The sequence below is a fragment of the Herbiconiux sp. 11R-BC genome, from assembly GCF_049472555.1.
Classification (GTDB): Bacteria; Actinomycetota; Actinomycetes; order Actinomycetales; family Microbacteriaceae; genus Herbiconiux.
Genome location: NZ_JBCEBO010000001.1, coordinates 748,982 through 762,836, shown reverse-complemented (window position 1 = coordinate 762,836; position 13,855 = coordinate 748,982). Strand labels below are relative to the sequence as shown.

Here is a 13,855-nt window from a genome sequence, read left to right as displayed (position 1 = left end):
TACAGTCTCTGGCATGAGCTACAGCGCAGAAGACTTCAGCGAGCTGGCCCGTGCCCTGACCGGCCCGTTCTTCCGCCGCGGTGACGAGGGGATGGCGGGCGAGGTCGCCGCTCAGAACACGCTCGTGCAGCATGACCCCGAGGTGGCCGTGGGCGCCGAGACGGAGGCCGATGTCGTCGCCGCCGTGCGTTTCGCGACGGCAGCCGGGATGCCCGTGCACGTGCTGGCCACCGGGCACGGCGGGTGGAGCGCCGTGACGAGCGGCGTGCTCATCACCACGGCGCGGCTCTCCGGCCTGCAGATCGACCCGGATGCACGGATCGCCGCGATCGGCGCCGGCAACCGGTGGAGCGCGGTCGTGGCTGCGGCGGCGGAGTCCGGTCTCGCGCCCGTGACGGGCGCCTCCGGTCACGTCGGCACCATCGGCTACACGCTCGGGGGTGGCCTCGGCCCGCTCGCGCGCACCTTCGGCTTCTCCTCCGACTACGTGCGCTCGTTCCGGCTGGTGACGGCGGCGGGCGAGGCGATCACGGTGAGCGGCACCGAGCATCCGGAGCTCTTCTGGGCGCTGCGCGGAGGCAAGGGCGGCTTCGGGGTCGTGACCTCGATGGAGTTCGCGCTCGTGCCGCTGCGCTCGCTCTACGCCGGCTCGCTGTTCTTCGACGCCGAGCACATCGCCGCGGTGCTGCGCGGCTGGGCGGAGTTCACCTCCACGGCGCCCGAGAGCGTCACCACCTCGGTGGCGGTGCTGCGCTTTCCGCCGCTCGAGGTCGTCCCCGAGCCGCTCCGGGGCACGACGGCGGTGTCGTTGCGCTTCGCGTTCGTGGGGCCGGCGGAGGAGGGGGAGCGGATGTTCGCCCCGCTGCGCGCGCTCGCCCCGTCGTTCCTCGGGGGCGTCGGCGAGCTCCCGGCGGCCGACGTCGCGCTCATCCACAACGACCCCACCGACCCGGTGCCGATGTGGGACAGAGGGATGCTGCTCGACCGCCTCGACGCGGGCTTCGCGGAGGCGCTGCTCGAGGTGGTGGGGCCTGACGCCCCGCTGCCGATGGTGGCGGTGGAGGTGCGGCACCTCGGTGGCGCCGCCTCGCGTGACGTGGCCGGGGGGAGCGCGGTCGGCGGCCGCTCGGCGGCGGGCTCCCTCGTCATGATCGGGGCGCCCGACCCGGCGCTCTTCGACACCGTGCTGCCCGCAGCGGCCGACGCCGTCACGGCGCGCCTGGCCCCCTGGATCTCGGCGTCGAACAACATCAACTTCGCCGGCGATCTCTCGGCCCCCGGCTCCTACGAATCCTGTTGGCCCCCCGAAGCCTTCGCCCGCCTCGCCGCCATCCGCGCCACTTACGACCCCACCGGCACCTTCCCCTACCCGCCCACCCGCCTTCTCCCCTAAGCGAGGCGCAGCCTCCCCGAAGCGAGGCGCAGCCGAAGCGCCCCCGACCTCACCGGCCGAACGGCCCCCCGAGCACCGCCCACTGGAGCAGCATGATCGTCTTGGCATCGATGATGTCCCGCCCGATGCGCGTCAGTGCCTCGTCGATGCCCAGCTCGACCAGCTCGATGTCCTCGCCCTCCTCGGCGAGCCCGCCGCCGGCATCCGCCCGCACCGCGCGGTCATAGGGCGCGGCGAAGAAGAAAAGCTTCTCGGTGATCGACCCCGGGCTCATGTACGCGTCGAACACGTGGCTCACCTCGCCGACGGCGAACCCGGTCTCCTCGCGGGCCTCCCGGCGGATGGCGGTCTCGGGGTCGTCTTCGTCGAGCAGGCCTGCGGGGGCTTCCAGCAGCATCCCGTCGGGGTGGCCGTTGACGTAGGCGGGGTAGCGGAACTGCCGGATGAGCAGAACCGTTCGCCGGCCGGCGTCATAGAGCAGGATGGTGGCGCCGTTGCCGCGGTCGTAGGTCTCGCGTTCCTCGGTCGACCCGTGGCCGTCGCTGTGCTGGAACTCGAAGCGGGTGGTGCGGGTGATGTACCAGTTCGAGGTGAGCAGCTGTACGTCGGTGACGCGCACGCGGGGATTGCCCGTGAGGTCGCGGCCGGTCTGGTCGAGGCCCGTGCGGCCGCGGCGATCGGGCACGTCGATGCCAGGGATGCCTGCGCCCGCGCGTTCGTCCGGCAGCGGCTCGCTCACGCTCAGCGGAAGTTGATGAACTGGAGAGCGACGTCGAGGTCGGCGCCCTTGAGCAGCGCCATGGTGGCCTGCAGGTCGTCGCGGCTCTTCGAGGAGACGCGCAGCTCGTCGCCCTGGATCTGCGACTTCACGCTCTTCGGAGCCTCGTCGCGGATGAGCTTGTTGATCTTCTTCGCCGCGTCCTGCTCGATGCCGTTCTTCATCGACGCCTCGATGCGGAACTCCTTGCCGGAGGCGAAGGGCTCGCCCGCGTCGAGCGAGCGCAGCGAGATGCCGCGCTTGATGAGCTTCGACTCGAAGACCTCGAGGATCGCCTTCACGCGCTCCTCGGAGTTGGCCTTCATGAGCACCTTCTCGCCGCTCCACTCGATGGAGGCGCCGACGTTCTTGAAGTCGTAACGCTGCTCCACCTCTTTGTGCGCCTGGTTGAGGGCGTTGTCCGCCTCCATCTTGTCGACCTTGCTGACCACGTCAAACGATGAATCTGCCATGCGCCCATTTTACGGGGCACGGCGCTTGTGACGATGTCTCATGCTGGCTAGCATTGCTGGCTAGGAGGTCGGGGAGACCATGGAGACGTACGACGTGTTGTATACACGAAACAATCTGTCGAAGCTCATTGCTCGCGCGGAGGCCGGGGAAGAAGTGCAGATCTCGCGACGGGGCAAGCCCGTCGCGAAGATCGTGCCGATCGTCGAGCGCACCTTCTGGACCGGGAAAGACCTGGTCGAGTGGATCGAGGCGAACCCCATCCCGGAATCGCAACGCAAGACCGCGGCGGAGATCGACGCGTGGATCGACGAGCTGCGCGGAGACGACGAGTGATCTACGTCGATTCGAATGTGCTCATCTACGCACTCGAGGACGCCACTCCGAGAGGGGATGCCATCCGCCGGCGTTTCGTCGAGATGGGCGGCCAGCTCGCCTACAGCCCTCTGGTGCGCATGGAGTGCCGGGTCAAACCGCTTCGAGACGAGCACAGCCTCACTTTGCGCCGGTTCGATCGGGTCTTCGCCGAGATGAAGCTGTTCGACATTCCTCCGGCCGTCTACGACCTGGCTGCGACCGCGCGAGCAACCCACCAGCTGAAGGCGATGGATGCCATCCATCTGGCAACCGCACAATTCCACCTCTGCACAGGGTTCTGGACCCATGATGACAGGCTTCGTGCCGCGGCGGGGGGCCTTGCCATCGAGACGTTCTGAGTTCGCTCAGAGGACGGTCGGGCCTGTCTGCTTGAGTAGAAGCATGCGTTCGCGATACTCCGTTCTGGCCGGCGCGGGCGCGGGGGCGCTCGCCGCCGTGCTGCTGCTGAGCGGATGCACGGGGGGTGCCGGTGCCGGTGGCGGTGGCGGAGGCGGGGCGGATGCGACGTTCGCGGTGTTCGCGGAGGCTCCGCGCGCATCCGGAGTCGGGGCCTTCCTCGATGCCGACGGTGTGGTGGCGACGCCGAGCTCGCAACTGGCCGACCCGGCCTGGCTCGATCGGGCGGCCGCGGCCACGGGCATCCCGCGGCGTGCGCTGCAGGGCTACGCGGGAGCGGCTCTCGCCATCGCGGAAGAGCAGCCCGGCTGCCACCTCGGCTGGAACACGCTCGCCGGGATCGGCTGGGTGGAGTCGCACCACGGCACCATCTTCGGCGGGTCGATCCTCGACAACGGGGTGACGAGTGCGCCGATCATCGGGGTGGCGCTCGACGGGAACGGCTTCCAGGAGATCCCCGATTCCGACAAGGGCGCGGTCGACGGCGACACCGAGTGGGACCGCGCGGTCGGCCCGATGCAGATCGTTCCGACCACCTGGGCGGCCTGGGCCACCGAGGCCAACGGCGACGGCGTGCCCGACATCCACAACATCGACGACGCCTCGCTCTCGGCCGCCGAGTACCTCTGCTACTCCGGCGGCGACCTCGGCACCGAGAGCGGCTGGCGCGCAGCCATCGCGGCCTACAACGAGTCGCCCTCCTACCTCACCGAAGTGCTCGACCACGCCGACCGCTACGCGAGCGACGCGGCAGCCTGAAGCCGATTTCGCTCGGGCGACTCCGCCGGGTATCCTTGGTCAGCGCCTTCGGTTGTGTGTTGAACGTGGTCGGGTGCGCCCTGGCGGGTTACCCAAGTGGCCAAAGGGATCTGACTGTAAATCAGACTGCTTCGCATTCGGGGGTTCGAATCCCTCACCCGCCACTGTATTTTTGCCACCCAGCCGGTGGCGCCCCCGATTTTTGCCACCCAGCCGGTGGCGCCCCCGGCACTGAACGAGCGGCGCCGGACGATGCGGCGCCGATTCTGAGGAGCCCCAGTGTCTACCGAATTCCTCGAGATCGCCCGGGCCATCGGGGTCGAAGCCGGTGCCCTCATCAAGAAGCGTCGCGCCGAAGGCGTCACCGTGGCCGCGAGCAAGTCGGCTCCCGAAGACGTCGTGACCTTCGCCGACCGGGAGTCCGAGGACTTCATCCGCGCCCGCCTCGCCGAACTGCGCCCGGATGACGGCTTCTTCGGTGAGGAGTCGGCCGCGACTCCCGGCTCGAGCGGCATCACCTGGGTGGTCGACCCCATCGACGGCACCGTCAACTACCTCTACGACATCCCGGCCTACGCCGTCAGCATCGCCGCCGTCGAGGGCGACCCCGATCCGGCATCCTGGACCGCACTGGCCGGCTGCGTCGTGAACCCCGCCATCGGCGAGATCTTCACCGCGAGCGCCGGCGGCGGAGCCTTCCTGGGCGACCGCCGCCTGGCCGTCAACTCCGGCGTGGAGCTCTCGCAGGCGCTCGTCGGCACCGGCTTCTCCTACAGCGCCGAGATGCGGCTGCGGCAGGGCGAGTTCGTCACCGGCCTGCTCGGACAGGTGCGCGACATCCGCCGGATCGGCTCGGCCGCCCTCGACCTCTGCTCGGTGGCCGCCGGCCGGCTGGATGCCTATGCCGAGCGGGGCCTGAACCCCTGGGACCACGCCGCCGGTGCCCTGATCGCCCGCGAAGCCGGCGCCCAGGTGGGCGGTTTCGGCAGCGCGGCCGAGAGCACCGTGATGACCTTCGCGGCCCACCCGGCCCTGCGCGCTGAACTCGAGCCGATTCTGTTCGAGTTGCACCGCGGCGCGGGTCTTCCGCTCTGACGCCACGATCCTGCGCGACACTCGGGGGCCGCGCAGGAAACGTGCACCAGGTGGAGATCCCCAGGTGCCCTGGGTACCCTTGACGGGACCGTGAACCCGCTTACCCCGGGTTCAACCCGACGATCGACGGAAGTTCCCAGCCCCTTGCCACCCACGACTTCACGCCCGGACGACGAGTCGTCCAAACGCGAGGCCCCCGGTTCGCCGGTGCACCCCGGCATCTCCACTCCCTCGCGCCGCAGCCTGCGCGCGGCCGTCGCGGCGACGCCGCCGGCCGCCGGCGATGGCGCAGCGGCCCCGGCCGCGCGAGCCGGCGATGGCGCCACGGCCCCCGCCACGGTGGCGTCGGGAGCGGCCGCGCGAGCCCGCGATGGCGCGAAAGCCTCGGCCTCGGCGGGCTCGGCTGCGGCGGCGCGAGCCGGCGAGGGAGTGACGCCTTCGGCCGTGGTTCCGGATGCGCCGCGCCGCCGTCGTGAGGTGCGTGCGCTCATGGTGCAGGATGCGCCCGACGACGGCGTCGTGTCGACCCGGAAGGGTCGCCGGGCGAGCTCCGACACAATCTCGGCACCGGTCGGCCCGGGCGATGCCGCCGAGTCCGCCGCCCAGGCGCCCCATCGGCCTGCCGGTCGTCGTGCGGGTCGCCTCGCCGACGAGACCGGAGTGGTCTCAACCGACGGCGCCGCTCCTGCTGCCGCTGCCGCCGCGCCACCGGTGCAGGCCGCCGCGAGCACGGTCGCCGCGCCGCGTCCGCACCTGCAGAGGGGCGGCCGCCGCGCCGCGGAGTCCTTCACCGATGCCATCGAGCGCCCGGCCGGCGGTCGCCGCGCCCGCGTCGCGGTTCCCACGACGGCCGAGGCGGCCACGGTGGCCGCCGCCGCGCCCGTGGTCGCTCGCGAGGCAGGCGAGATCGAGATCGCGATCGAGATCGTCCCGGCCGGGGGCGCTGGGGCCGCTGAGGCCGCGGGAGCTGCCACGACCGCGGGAGCTGCCGCGGCGGTCGCCGGCGCCGATCGCGTCGTCGCGCAGCCCGTCCCCGCCGCGCGCGCGGTGTCGCGGCGCACCCTGCGCACGACCTCGTTCGGGGCCGAGGCGAGCGAGCCCGGTTCCTCCGCACCCGACTCTTCCGATGCGTCCGCACCCGACGCCTCCGCCGCCGGGCCGTCGAGGCCGAACAGCACCGGTCGCCGCAGCCGGCGCGGCGACATCGCGAAGGGCGGCCTCAGCGCCCTCGCCCTGATCTTCGCCACCGGCATCGCCGTGGCGACCACGATGCCGGCCTCGGCCTGGCATGCGGCATCCGACACCTCGAGCGTCGCCTTCCTCGCCGACGTCGCCCCGCAGGCGCCCGGCCAGCAGCTCACCACGAGCGCCGAGGCCGCCGGATCGAGCATCGCCCGCGACGGCTTCGGCGTGCGCGACGTCGCGGCGCTGAAGGCCGCCGGCCTGCACATCGCCGACACCTTCACGAACAATCCGAACGGCGCCGTCCAATGGCCGTTCCCGGTCGGCGTGCCGATCAGCGACGGCTTCGGCGCGCGGGAGTCGCCGGGCGGCATCGGCAGCACCGATCACAAGGGCGTCGACTTCGCGCCCGGCCAGGGCACCGCGATCCAGGCCGTCGCCGACGGTGTGGTGAGCCTGGTGCAGTCCACGGACAACGGCGGACTGGGCGTCTACGTGATCATCGACCACGTCATCGACGGCCAGAAGGTCTCCAGCGTCTACGGCCACATGCTCTCCGGCTCGATCCAGCTGAGCGAGGGCCAGGTCGTCAAGGTGGCGCAGACCGTCGGACGGGTCGGCAACACCGGCACCTCCACGGGCCCGCACCTGCATCTCGAGATCCGTCTCGACGGCGTCACCCCCGTCGATCCCTTCGCCTGGCTGCAGACCCACGCGGTCTGAGCCGCCGTCTCGAGGGCGCCGGATGCCGGCACTCCGGATGCTCGCCCGTCGGACGCCCGGCCACTGGATGCTCGCCCGCCGTCGGGTGTTCGCCTCCGGTTCGGTGGCATTCAGGGCCTGAGCGGCTGAATACCGCCGAGCCGGAGAAGCGGCGAGTGGGCGGCGCGGCTAGGAGCGGAGCCAGACCGCGGTGTCGGCCGGGAGCGCCGCCTCGGTGAGGGGCTCGGTGGCCAGCAGCACGTCGTCGGCGCTGCGCTCCACCGGGAGTTCGACCGGGGTCGACCCGGTGTTCGCGATCACCGTGACGTCGCCGTTGCGGAAGGCCACCACCTCGGGTCCGTAGCCCCCGAGCCACTCGAGGGTGCCGGTGCCCAGTGCGTGCGCGGCCCGCAGTCGCAGCGCGAGCTTGTAGAGCTCGAGCGTCGAGCCGGCCACGCCCTGTTGCGCGGAGCGGGCGTAGACGTCCCAGTCGGCGGGCTGCGGGAGCCAGCTGGCCGCCCCGTCGGCCGGACCGAAGCCGTAGGTGGGTGCGCCGGCCTCCCAGGGGATCGGCACGCGGCATCCGTCGCGCCCGTACTTCTCGTGGTTCGTGCGGAACCAGGTCGGGTCCTGACGGGCCTCGTCGGGCAGGTAGATGTCTTCGGGGAGGCCCAGCTCTTCGCCTTGGTAGATGTAGGCGCTGCCGGGCAGCGCGAGCATCACGGCGGTCGCGGCGCGCGCGCGGCGCAGGCCCACCGCCGTGTCGGGGAGGCCGGGGGAGTTCGGGCCGATGCCGGCACCCTGCAGGTTCTCGGCCGTGAGCGCGAGGCGCGAGGCGTGGCGCACCACGTCGTGGTTCGAGAGCACCCAGGTGGAGGGGGCGCCGACCGTGGCGAAGGCCGCGATCGAACCGTCGATCACCGCGCGCAGCTCGGGCGCCGACCAACCGGCCGACAGGTAGGTGAAGTTGAAGGCCTGCTGCATCTCGTCGGGCCGCACCCAGCGGGCGAGCTTGGTGAGCGGCTCCACCCAGGCCTCGGCGCAGAGCACGCGCTCGCCGTCGTACTCCTCGAGCACGGCGTGCCAGCCGCGGTAGATCTCGTGCACGCCGTCCTGCGCCCAGTAGGGCGGAGTGGCCGGGTCGGCGTCCGCATCGGCGTCGATGCCGGGCTCCAGGCCCACGAGGGCGTCGGCGGCGCCACCGCCCATGCTGCCGGCGTCCTCCGGCGGCGTGTAGTCGGGCAGCCCGGCCTCTTTGATCAGGCCGTGGGCGACATCGACCCGGAACCCGTCGACGCCGCGGTCGAGCCAGAACCGCAGGATGCCGTGGAACTGCTCGCGCACCCACGGGTTCTCCCAGTTGAGGTCGGGCTGCGACTTGTCGAAGATGTGCAGGTACCACTGGCCGGGCGTGCCGTCGGGGTTCGTGGTGCGCTCCCACATCGGGCCGCCGAACACGCTCTCCCAGTTGTTGGGCATCTCGTCGCCGTTCGGGCCCTTGCCGTCGCGGAACATGTAGCGGTCGCGCTCGGGGCTGCCCTCGGGCGCCGCGAGGGCCTCCTGGAACCAGGCGTGGTCCCAGCTCGTGTGGTTGGGCACGAGGTCGACGATGAGCCGGATGCCCAGGGCGTGGGCCTTCTCCAGCATCGCGTCGAAGTCGGCGAGGGTTCCGAACAGCGGGTCGACGTCGCAGTAGTCGGCCACGTCGTATCCGGCGTCGTGCTGAGGGGAGGTCATGAAGGGGGAGAGCCAGATGGCGTCGACGCCCAGCTCGGCCAGCGCATCCAGCCGCTTCGTGATGCCCACGAGATCGCCGATGCCGTCGCCGTCGTCGTCGGCGAAGGAGCGCGGGTAGATCTGGTAGATGACGGCGGAGCGCCACCATTCGCCACCGGTGGCGATCAGGGTCTCCGTGGGCTGGGCATCCGTGACGGCGGTGTCGGGGAGGCCGGGCTCGGGGGAGGTCTCGATAGTCATGCCGAGAACTCTAACGGCAGTGCCCTTCGCTCTGGAAACGTGTGCAGAGAGCTCCGGATGCGCGGGCGCGGGTGGGTGGGCGCCGCCGTGCTGAACCGGCCCCCGAGTGATGCTATTCTCTACTGGTGCCAAAAGCCGCTCGCGGCTGTGCGCGCCCCCTTAGCTCATTGGTAGAGCACTTCCTTGGTAAGGAAGAGGTAGTGGGTCCGATTCCCACAGGGGGCTCCGGCTTCCGGCCGGCCCCGGCCCTCGCGGGCCGCGGCCGTCGTCAGGAGTCAGGGCGGGGTAGCTCAGGTGGTTAGAGCACACGGCTCATAATCGTGGTGTCGCGGGTTCAAGTCCCGCTCCCGCTACGAAAACCCCCAAGATCTCGCCATCTTGGGGGTTTTTGCTTGCCCCGAAATCGGGCGACCCCGCATCGACCCCGCACGCTGTGTGTGACCGCCATTCCCGCAGCCCGGGCAGCCATTCGTGAGGGACTTAGATTCTCAGGAATATACTTCTTGGTAATCGGATTGACTCGTCTGTGAACGGAACCCCACGAGCGCGGAAAACGGCCTCTTCGCCCACCTCGTGTCGACCGACCCCTGCCCACCACTCCTTCACGAAAGCATCGACATGACCTCACTCCGCCCCGCCGCCGCGTTCGCGCTCGGCCTCTCCGCCCTCGTCCTGGCCGGCTGCGCGTCGCCCTCGACCGACCCGCTCGCCGCACCGAGTGCCTCGTCCGACGCGATCGTCGTCGGGTCGCAGGCCTACTACTCCAACGAGATCGTGGCCGAGATCTACTCCCAGGCGCTCGAGAAGGCCGGCCTCCCGGTCGAGCGTGCCTTCAACATCGGTCAGCGCGAGGCGTACGTGCCCTCGCTCGAAGCGGGTGAGATCGACCTCTTCCCGGAATACACCGGGCCTCTGCTGCAGTTCTGGGACCCGTCGACCACCCTCACCAAGAGCGACGAGGTCTACGACGCGCTGGTGAAGGCCGCTCCGGCAGGTCTCCGTGTGCTCGATCAGTCCCCGGCAACTGATCAGGACTCGTACGTGGTCACCAAGGAGTTCTCGGAGAAATACGGGGTCACGAGCATCGCCGACCTCGCGTCGGTTCCCGTTCCACTGGTGCTGGCCGGCAACTCGGAGGGAGCGACCCGGCCGAACGGGCCCAAGGGCCTTCTCGAGCACTACGGCGTGACGGTGTCGTTCACCCCGATCGAAGACGGCGGTGGTCCGCTCACCATCCAGGCCCTCGACGACGGAGCGGTGCAGTTGGCGATCGTGTACACGGCGAGCCCGGCCATCAAGACCGACGACCTCGTGGTGCTGGATGATCCCCAGGGGCTCTTCACCGCATCCCATCTCGTGCCGATCGCGAGCGATCGCCTCCCCGACGAAGCCGTCGACATCGTGAACGCGATCAGCGCCGCACTGACGCCGGACGACCTCGTCGCGCTCAACGTGCGAAGCGTCGACGAGCAGCTCGGTTCAGCGCAGATCGCCTCGGACTGGCTGGCCCAGCATCCGGTCGACTGACCTGTGCCGGGGGCCGGCGTGTCACGGGGGACGGCCGCGCGTGATGCGTCCTCGGCGTGTTGCCGGATGCGTGGTGCGCGTCATCGCCGAAAAGTCCGGAATCGCGTAGATCTCCCCGGTCAGCGGCCCTGATGCTCGGGGAGGGAACTGGCAGCCGATTGGACGACGGCCGCCCGGAGAGCGCCTCCGACGTCGTGGAGGGCGTCGAGAGCCAGTCGCGTCTCGTCCGCTCCGGCCGCCGCGGACAGGTCGATGCCGTCGGCTCCGGCCGAGAGCAGGCCGATCGCGTGATCGTGCGCGCGTTCTGCGGCACCCACGTTCCCGGACTCGAGGGTGCCACCTCCGAAGGCCGCCAGTCGCCGCCTGCCCTCCGCGGAGAGCACGACGGGGACCGACGCGATCACGACGAGCAGAGGGAATGCCTGCTTCGCCGATCGGATGAACTCCGCCGCCTGCTCGGCCGGCGCATGGTTGAGGATCACCATGTCGGCTCCCGCCGCCACCTTCGCTCGCAGCCGGTCCAGTCGATGCGGCCATTCCCGGGTCGGCCGCTCGGCGACCGCCACGAGACTCGAACGTCTGGTGGCCAGCGCCGCGAGCCGGGTCGAGTCGAGGTCGAAGACGGGCTGCGCGTCGGGCCGGGACCCGAGCGCCGTATGGTCGCCCGTGAGGCAGAGCACAGCGGATGCGTGCACGGCGTCGAGGGCGTGCAGTTCGGCCTCGAGAGCGACCCGATTGCGGTCGCGACAGGTGAGGCCCGGAACCGTGAGCAGTCCCGATTCCGCCGCGATTCCCGCCCTCAGCGAGGGCGGAAGCTGTACCCGCGCCCAGGGCGCATCGCCGAGGACAATGCCGTCGACGCGCGTCGAGAGCCTTTCCGACGAGGCACGGGCGCGAGCGGGATCGGGCCCGTCGGAGGGCACCTCGGTCAGGATGACCGGCCGCTCGGCGAGCAGCCCAACCAGACGTTCCGCTCCGGGATTGAGCTGCCGGGGCGCTGACGGCAGGGCCGAGTACGGCACCGCCCCGCGGGCGAAGAACGGGCAGCTGCGACCGTCGACCTCGCACCCGCCCTCCGCGGTGACACCCTGGCATGGGCCGTAGACCATCTGCTTGGGGCATCCGGTGTCTGCGGCGACGGAGGTGCGGGATCGGACCCTCACCGGCGTTCCACCCGGAACTCCTCCGCCGCCGGGGTCTGACCGTGCTCGACCGAGGAGGAGAGATCGAAGTACTCCCGCCACGACATGATCAGGCCGTCGCGCAGCTCGACGATGATGGCATCCGGCGTCGAACTCCGAGCGCCGTCGGATCGACGCGTCGACGCGTACGTCCACTCGAGGGCGATGTGGCGGCCGTCGGCCGACCCGAAGACCGTGCCGACGTCGATCTGGATGTCGGCGTACGAATTGTCGAGATCGGCCATGATCGTCGCCATCGCCCGTGCGGGCCAGATGCCGCCGGGCGACACCAGCTCGGCTTCAGGGTGCCAGTAAGGGGCGACCGCCTGCCAGTCGCAGGCGGCGAACGCGCGTGCATGGAGGTCGATCAGTTCGTGGGGGGTCATCGGGGGCCTTTCGTGACAGTGTCTGCGCGACTGTTCCAGGGGAGGACCAGTCGCTCGATGAGGGAGACGAGCCCGAACAGGGCGACGCCGATCACGCTGAGCACGATCACCACGCCGAGCATGTCGGCCGTGCGCAACTGCGAGTTGAACGCGATGATGAGGTATCCGAGCCCGGAGTTCGCGCCGACCCACTCGCCGAAGACCGCACCGAGCACCGCGAAGGCGGCGGCGATCCGGAGACCGGAGAAGGTCAACGGCAGTGCGGCCGGGAACTGCGCCATGAAGAAGCGCTGGCGGCGGGTGGCGCGCATGGTGCGCAGCACATCCACCAGGGCGGGATCGACCGTCCGCAGCCCGTCGATCATGTTCACGGCGATCGGGAAGAAGCAGACGAGCGCGATCAGCATCAGCCGGGGCCGGATGTCGAATCCGGTCCAGAGCACGAAGAGAGGTGCGATCGCCGGCAGTGGGATCATCTGCGACACGATCAGCCACGGCACGAGCGCCTTCTCGGCGATCTTCGACGCGTTGATGAGGGCGGCGACGCCGATGCCGAGAACCACGGCCAGCAGGTAGCCGAGGAACACCGACTGCAGGGTGGGCCAGGCGTTCTGCAGGAGGAGCGGGATGTTCGCGATCAGCCGCTCACCCACCTCCGCGGGAGAGGGCAACGAGAGTGAACTGACGCCCGAGACGTTCACGTACGCGGCCCAGCCGATCACGACCACGACGGCGAAGGCGATCGGGAGCGTCACGGTGGCGACGCGATCGCCGATCGCACCGCTTCGGCGGAGCCCCTGTGCGGCCGCGCGGGTGCGGGCGATCGGGCGGGAACGCTGTTCGGCGGTCATCGGATGACCCCCGCGGGCTCGGAGGCGGAGGCATCCGATCGCGAAGAAGTCTCGAGCGGGCGCAGCAGCCTCCGCTTGTACTCGAGGAACTGAGGATTGAGGTCGAGCGACGCGAGGCGCGGACGCGGCAGGTCGATGGTGCAGTCGTCGGCGATCGTGCCGGGCCGACCCGTCATGACCAGAACCCGGTCCGAGAGCAGGATGGCCTCGTCGACGTCGTGGGTGATGAACAGGATGGTGCGGCGGTGCCGCTCCCACACATCGAGTAGCCAGGCTTGCATGGCGCGGCGCGTCAGAGCGTCCAGCGCCCCAAAGGGCTCATCCAGCAACAGGATCTCCTGGCCGCCGAGGAAGGTGCGGAGCAGAGCGGCCCGTTGCCGCATTCCGCCGGAGAGCTCGGACGGCCAGCGATTCTGGAATCCCGAGAGGCCGAACTCCTCGAAGTAGGAGTCCGCCTCAGCGCGTGCCTTCTGGCGCGAGGCGCCGCGCAGCCGCGGTCCGATCGCAGTGTTGTCGAGCACCGTCTTCCAGGGCATCAGCAGGTCGCGCTGAGGCATGAGACCGACGGATCCGAGAAGGTCGTCCCCCCGTCCGTCGAGCGCCACGGTTCCGCTCGTGGCGCGGGAGAGGCCTGCGACGATGGAGAACAGAGTCGACTTACCGCATCCGCTCGGACCGACGATGGAGACGAACTCCCCGTCGTCGATCCGGAGCGAGATGTCGGCGATGGCGGTCACGACGTCATCGCCGGGATTGCGTTGGAAGGTCTTCGTGACGTTCTCGACCACCAGTTCCGCCAT

14 protein-coding genes and 3 tRNA genes are annotated in these 13,855 nt (G+C 70.3%); 10 read left to right on the top strand and 7 right to left on the bottom strand.

What is annotated here, in order from left to right:
* Positions 1-13 precede the first annotated feature (13 nt).
* Positions 14-1,393 carry an FAD-binding oxidoreductase gene (locus VD659_RS03450; RefSeq protein ID WP_423259730.1) on the top strand — a complete coding sequence of 460 codons (1,380 nt, stop codon included), beginning with the start codon at positions 14-16 and terminating at the stop codon, positions 1,391-1,393.
* 49 nt (positions 1,394-1,442) lie between these two features.
* Here the strand turns inward: VD659_RS03450 and VD659_RS03445 are convergent, their stop codons facing one another.
* Both VD659_RS03445 and VD659_RS03440 read right to left on the bottom strand, forming a co-directional pair.
* On the bottom strand, positions 1,443-2,132 hold the full coding sequence (locus VD659_RS03445) for an NUDIX domain-containing protein (RefSeq protein ID WP_423259729.1): 690 nt from the start codon (positions 2,130-2,132) through the stop codon (positions 1,443-1,445).
* Between the two features lie 2 nt (positions 2,133-2,134).
* On the bottom strand, positions 2,135-2,623 hold the full coding sequence (locus VD659_RS03440) for a YajQ family cyclic di-GMP-binding protein (protein WP_137838092.1): 489 nt from the start codon (positions 2,621-2,623) through the stop codon (positions 2,135-2,137).
* A gap of 79 nt (positions 2,624-2,702) precedes the next feature.
* On the opposite strand from VD659_RS03440, the gene VD659_RS03435 reads away from it, so the two are divergent.
* From VD659_RS03435 to VD659_RS03410, 6 genes are all read left to right on the top strand, one after another.
* Complete coding sequence (locus VD659_RS03435) at positions 2,703-2,957, top strand: type II toxin-antitoxin system Phd/YefM family antitoxin (protein ID WP_423259728.1); 255 nt, start codon at positions 2,703-2,705, stop codon at positions 2,955-2,957.
* Complete coding sequence (locus VD659_RS03430; protein WP_423259727.1) at positions 2,954-3,337, top strand: type II toxin-antitoxin system VapC family toxin; 384 nt, start codon at positions 2,954-2,956, stop codon at positions 3,335-3,337. Before VD659_RS03435 ends, VD659_RS03430 begins: the two co-directional genes overlap by 4 nt.
* A gap of 43 nt (positions 3,338-3,380) precedes the next feature.
* A complete protein-coding gene (locus tag VD659_RS03425) occupies positions 3,381-4,154 on the top strand; it encodes a lytic transglycosylase domain-containing protein (protein ID WP_423259726.1) in 774 nt (257 codons plus the stop codon).
* An 82-nt stretch (positions 4,155-4,236) separates the two neighbouring features.
* Positions 4,237-4,318 (top strand) — tRNA-Tyr (locus VD659_RS03420).
* A gap of 115 nt (positions 4,319-4,433) precedes the next feature.
* Complete coding sequence (locus VD659_RS03415; protein WP_423259725.1) at positions 4,434-5,249, top strand: inositol monophosphatase family protein; 816 nt, start codon at positions 4,434-4,436, stop codon at positions 5,247-5,249.
* A 144-nt stretch (positions 5,250-5,393) separates the two neighbouring features.
* Positions 5,394-7,154 (top strand): M23 family metallopeptidase, encoded by a 1,761-nt coding sequence (locus VD659_RS03410; RefSeq protein ID WP_423259724.1) that lies wholly within the window; start codon positions 5,394-5,396, stop codon positions 7,152-7,154.
* Between the two features lie 168 nt (positions 7,155-7,322).
* Here the strand turns inward: VD659_RS03410 and VD659_RS03405 are convergent, their stop codons facing one another.
* On the bottom strand, positions 7,323-9,110 hold the full coding sequence (locus VD659_RS03405) for an alpha-amylase family glycosyl hydrolase (RefSeq protein ID WP_423259723.1): 1,788 nt from the start codon (positions 9,108-9,110) through the stop codon (positions 7,323-7,325).
* 153 nt (positions 9,111-9,263) lie between these two features.
* Here VD659_RS03405 and VD659_RS03400 point away from each other — a divergent pair.
* The 3 genes from VD659_RS03400 to VD659_RS03390 all read left to right on the top strand — a co-directional run bounded on the left by VD659_RS03400 (position 9,264) and on the right by VD659_RS03390 (position 10,637).
* Positions 9,264-9,335: transfer RNA gene (locus VD659_RS03400), tRNA-Thr, on the top strand.
* Between the two features lie 54 nt (positions 9,336-9,389).
* Positions 9,390-9,463, top strand: a tRNA-Met gene (locus VD659_RS03395).
* 265 nt (positions 9,464-9,728) lie between these two features.
* Positions 9,729-10,637 (top strand): ABC transporter substrate-binding protein, encoded by a 909-nt coding sequence (locus VD659_RS03390; RefSeq protein ID WP_423259722.1) that lies wholly within the window; start codon positions 9,729-9,731, stop codon positions 10,635-10,637.
* 119 nt (positions 10,638-10,756) lie between these two features.
* Here VD659_RS03390 and VD659_RS03385 read toward each other — a convergent pair whose 3' ends face one another.
* The 4 genes from VD659_RS03385 to VD659_RS03370 are packed head-to-tail and all read right to left on the bottom strand — an operon-like array spanning position 10,757 to position 13,855.
* Entirely contained in the window at positions 10,757-11,800 is a 1,044-nt protein-coding gene (locus tag VD659_RS03385) for a hypothetical protein (protein WP_423259721.1), read from the bottom strand.
* Positions 11,797-12,204, bottom strand: a complete 408-nt coding sequence (locus VD659_RS03380; RefSeq protein WP_423259720.1) for a nuclear transport factor 2 family protein — start codon at positions 12,202-12,204, stop codon at positions 11,797-11,799. Before VD659_RS03380 ends, VD659_RS03385 begins: the two co-directional genes overlap by 4 nt.
* A complete protein-coding gene (locus VD659_RS03375; protein ID WP_423259719.1) occupies positions 12,201-13,055 on the bottom strand; it encodes an ABC transporter permease in 855 nt (284 codons plus the stop codon). Before VD659_RS03375 ends, VD659_RS03380 begins: the two co-directional genes overlap by 4 nt.
* On the bottom strand, positions 13,052-13,855 hold the full coding sequence (locus VD659_RS03370) for an ABC transporter ATP-binding protein (protein WP_423259718.1): 804 nt from the start codon (positions 13,853-13,855) through the stop codon (positions 13,052-13,054). The genes VD659_RS03375 and VD659_RS03370 overlap by 4 nt, the downstream gene beginning before the upstream one ends.

What these genes read in the sequence shown, in the direction of transcription:
- VD659_RS03450 (WP_423259730.1), top strand. Translation starts at nt 14, where the DNA reads ATGAGCTACAGCGCAGAAGACTTCAGCGAGCTGGCCCGTGCCCTGACC.
- VD659_RS03440 (WP_137838092.1), bottom strand. Translation starts at nt 2,623, where the DNA reads ATGGCAGATTCATCGTTTGACGTGGTCAGCAAGGTCGACAAGATGGAG.
- VD659_RS03435 (WP_423259728.1), top strand. Translation starts at nt 2,703, where the DNA reads ATGGAGACGTACGACGTGTTGTATACACGAAACAATCTGTCGAAGCTC.
- VD659_RS03425 (WP_423259726.1), top strand. Translation starts at nt 3,381, where the DNA reads ATGCGTTCGCGATACTCCGTTCTGGCCGGCGCGGGCGCGGGGGCGCTC.
- VD659_RS03405 (WP_423259723.1), bottom strand. Translation starts at nt 9,110, where the DNA reads ATGACTATCGAGACCTCCCCCGAGCCCGGCCTCCCCGACACCGCCGTC.
- VD659_RS03390 (WP_423259722.1), top strand. Translation starts at nt 9,729, where the DNA reads ATGACCTCACTCCGCCCCGCCGCCGCGTTCGCGCTCGGCCTCTCCGCC.
- VD659_RS03380 (WP_423259720.1), bottom strand. Translation starts at nt 12,204, where the DNA reads ATGACCCCCCACGAACTGATCGACCTCCATGCACGCGCGTTCGCCGCC.
- VD659_RS03375 (WP_423259719.1), bottom strand. Translation starts at nt 13,055, where the DNA reads ATGACCGCCGAACAGCGTTCCCGCCCGATCGCCCGCACCCGCGCGGCC.
- VD659_RS03370 (WP_423259718.1), bottom strand. Translation starts at nt 13,855, where the DNA reads ATGGCGGAACTGGTGGTCGAGAACGTCACGAAGACCTTCCAACGCAAT.